General features: G+C 43.6%; 4 protein-coding genes. All 4 read right to left on the bottom strand.

Annotated features, from left to right (window positions below):
- Positions 1–140: 140 nt before the first annotated feature.
- Positions 141–800 (bottom strand): hypothetical protein, encoded by a 660-nt coding sequence (locus tag ACYQ2L_RS17055; protein WP_460058308.1) that lies wholly within the window; start codon positions 798–800, stop codon positions 141–143.
- A 142-nt stretch (positions 801–942) separates the two neighbouring features.
- Complete coding sequence (locus tag ACYQ2L_RS17050) at positions 943–1,767, bottom strand: HlyD family secretion protein (protein WP_460058306.1); 825 nt, start codon at positions 1,765–1,767, stop codon at positions 943–945.
- Positions 1,760–2,488: a StbB family protein gene (gene stbB, locus ACYQ2L_RS17045; RefSeq protein ID WP_460058304.1), complete on the bottom strand. Its 729-nt coding sequence runs from the start codon at positions 2,486–2,488 to the stop codon at positions 1,760–1,762. Before stbB ends, ACYQ2L_RS17050 begins: the two co-directional genes overlap by 8 nt.
- 3 nt (positions 2,489–2,491) lie before the next feature.
- The coding region (locus ACYQ2L_RS17040; RefSeq protein WP_460058270.1) for a hypothetical protein at positions 2,492–2,711 on the bottom strand (220 nt) is incomplete at its 5' end.

The following is a 2,711-nucleotide window of genomic DNA, read 5'->3' as shown; positions in this document are numbered from 1 at the left end:
CTATTTTTCTCAAAGATATTTTAGACTGAGTTCCAAGGCGAGCATATAAACATGAGTTGAAGCGGTGATAATAACTGGTTTACCATATACGGCATATAGGTTAATAAAAAAAGCCGGACGAAATCCATCCGGCTATCAAATTACACACTCAGTCCGACCCCTTCGGATAGAAGGTTGCCGTCCGTGTCGTATGCCGGTGGTTCAAAGTGGGAGAAAAATTCTGTTTCCCTGGGCGATGTGGCGTAGATCATATTGTTGACTACGGCATGCATGGATTCGTGTGGTTTGAAATGGAATAATCTATCCAGTCGGCGTAATTCGGAGAAAGAGACACGTAATAGGCGAATTACTCGGTGCACCAGTTGGCCGGTTTCATTTAAATCTCCGGTAAGGCGTCTGTCGTATGCCGACCAGTGGGCGAAAATTACATCGACAAGATGATATTCAATTCCGTGTGGGAGTATGAGATCCTCGCAATCTTCACCGTACCACCATTTTACATATTTGAGATCAGGATCAACTTTCTTGTATTCAGAAATTATAAGCTCGTCACTCACTCCTGCCCGAATATCTTTCCATAAATCACTCATATTATCCTCCCGGAAAAAATTATTCATAATACCTGTGAAAAACATATCCGGATCATTGGCGATCCGACCGTTGTCGTCGGGACAACAGGCAAGATTCTGTAGAATTTCTTCTATTGCAGTGCTGAGAAAAAATTCTAATCCATCGACTGATGCGCTTTCGTACAGGGCCTGGTAGGAATTGAAACCTCTCTTTTTGTTCTCTTCATTCATGGCAGCTCTCTTGCCTGAAGGCGGGGAAGAATTCAATACGGCTTGATCTCATTCACTCTCCTTTTGTGGGTGGGGTATGCTCTATTATATCATGGAGATCCCCAAACCCAAATACGTGGCAAATTGCTAATAATTTTTTCTACTATTCAAACTGAAGAATTTCAGCTTCCTGTAGATCACCGTTTTCTGCATTTCCCTGGAGCTCTGCTAACTCAGGTAACTGTTGGTAACGAATAAACCGGTGCATGCTGAAGGTAGCAACAGCTGAGCCAAGCACTATTCCACTGACGAGGATTACAGAAGCTGCGGCCAATGCGACTTTCACTCTTGAGCCGGCAATGAATTGTCCGAGTCTATCTGTAAGGGCTTTCGTGGCTGCTTGTGCTGTTTCATCAAGATTCGCTGCGCTGTTGTGAAGACTGTTCTGGCTTTCATGTACGGTATTTACGAGCTGCTCAAGCGCATTGTCGAGCTGACATCGTGCTTCTGTCAGCATCGGCATTACTTCTGCCTGGACCCCAGCTTTGCCAGCTGCGATAACAGCGTATGCAGCTTCAACACGAGCTGATGCGGCAATTTTTTCGGTTACTTCGTCAGCATACTTCTCCATTTGTGTTGTGAACATTTCCAGGAGCTTCTCCGCATTCGATAACACATCGAGGTATTCGTGCATCGGTCCATACAATCGTTGTTCACATTTATTGAAATGATTTTCTACTTCAATGAACATGTCTTCATTGACATCCTTGAAGCTACAATATGCTTCATCGATTTCATTTTTAAGCAGTTTGAGTTTCTGTTCTGCTTCTGTGACTGCTGTAGAGAAGCCGTCTGTAATTGTTTCTGCAGCTTCCCGGGTCGCATCGGGGAGCCCATTTTTTACTTCTTCGATTCGATCGAGCACAGTACTGAATTCTTCATAAATCAGCTGATATGTTTTTTCCTTAAAGTTCATTGATTCAGACATGGGCAACCTCCGCTTCAAACATTGCATTGAATACTTCATCGAGATTTCTTACGACACTGCGTGCGAGTGATCGAGTCGTATATGCTTCGATTAATTTAGATCGATCTTTCTTATCTGCTGATTTATGAAGATCTCGCAGCTGCTGTCGGTAATCAGTTTGATCGGATAGAATTTCATGAATGCTTTTACGTTGTATTGCCAGTGCATCGAAGAGTTCGTTCTCTTTAATAGCAAGGCCAGGGTTAAAATCGTATTCCGGGTTTTTACGAAAAAAGCGGCAGAGCAGATCAAACTCAAGCTCGACATCTGACTCTACGCGATTGTACACGATCTTGATCTTATCCGGATTAATGCCATAGTTCTGCAGTGTGAGCAGCAGACTGATTGTTTCTTTTTGCTCTTTTGTGCCTGGAGTGACGGGGATAATAAAAAAGTCAAACTCAAGGTGACTGTCTTCATACATTGCAAGACCGTCCAGAAAAGCTTCGATGTTGCTTGCTCCGACATCTACAATCGCATCATCGAGATACAGCAGTTTCGAGAACAGCTCCTTGAATCGCTGTCCAGAAAGTTTTTCTGACTCAATTCCAAGCTCTTCCGTACTTTCATTTATTGATTCGATAGCAATGACAGTTGCGTCATTCATCCGTGGGCGCAGCAGGTTCGCTGCAAGGGTGGTTTTACCAACCGTGCCTGTATAGCTCAGTACGATATATTTCATGTATTAGTCCTCATTTAAAAGATCATCAAGATCCACCTCCGCTTTCTTTTTTTTCTCAAAGATAGACGGAGCCGGCTTTCCGTTCTGGGATTTCTCCCGGCTCTGTTCCTTTGCTGGCTTTGCAGGATTAGAATGTGAATCAGATATGTGCTTCACCATAAAGCGACTGAGTGTAGCCTGTGTGACATTCACCCCCTCTTCTTCGGAGAGGTATTGAACAATT

The sequence above is a fragment of the Spirochaeta dissipatitropha genome (assembly GCF_054657935.1).
This window is presented reverse-complemented; position numbering and strand designations above follow the sequence as displayed.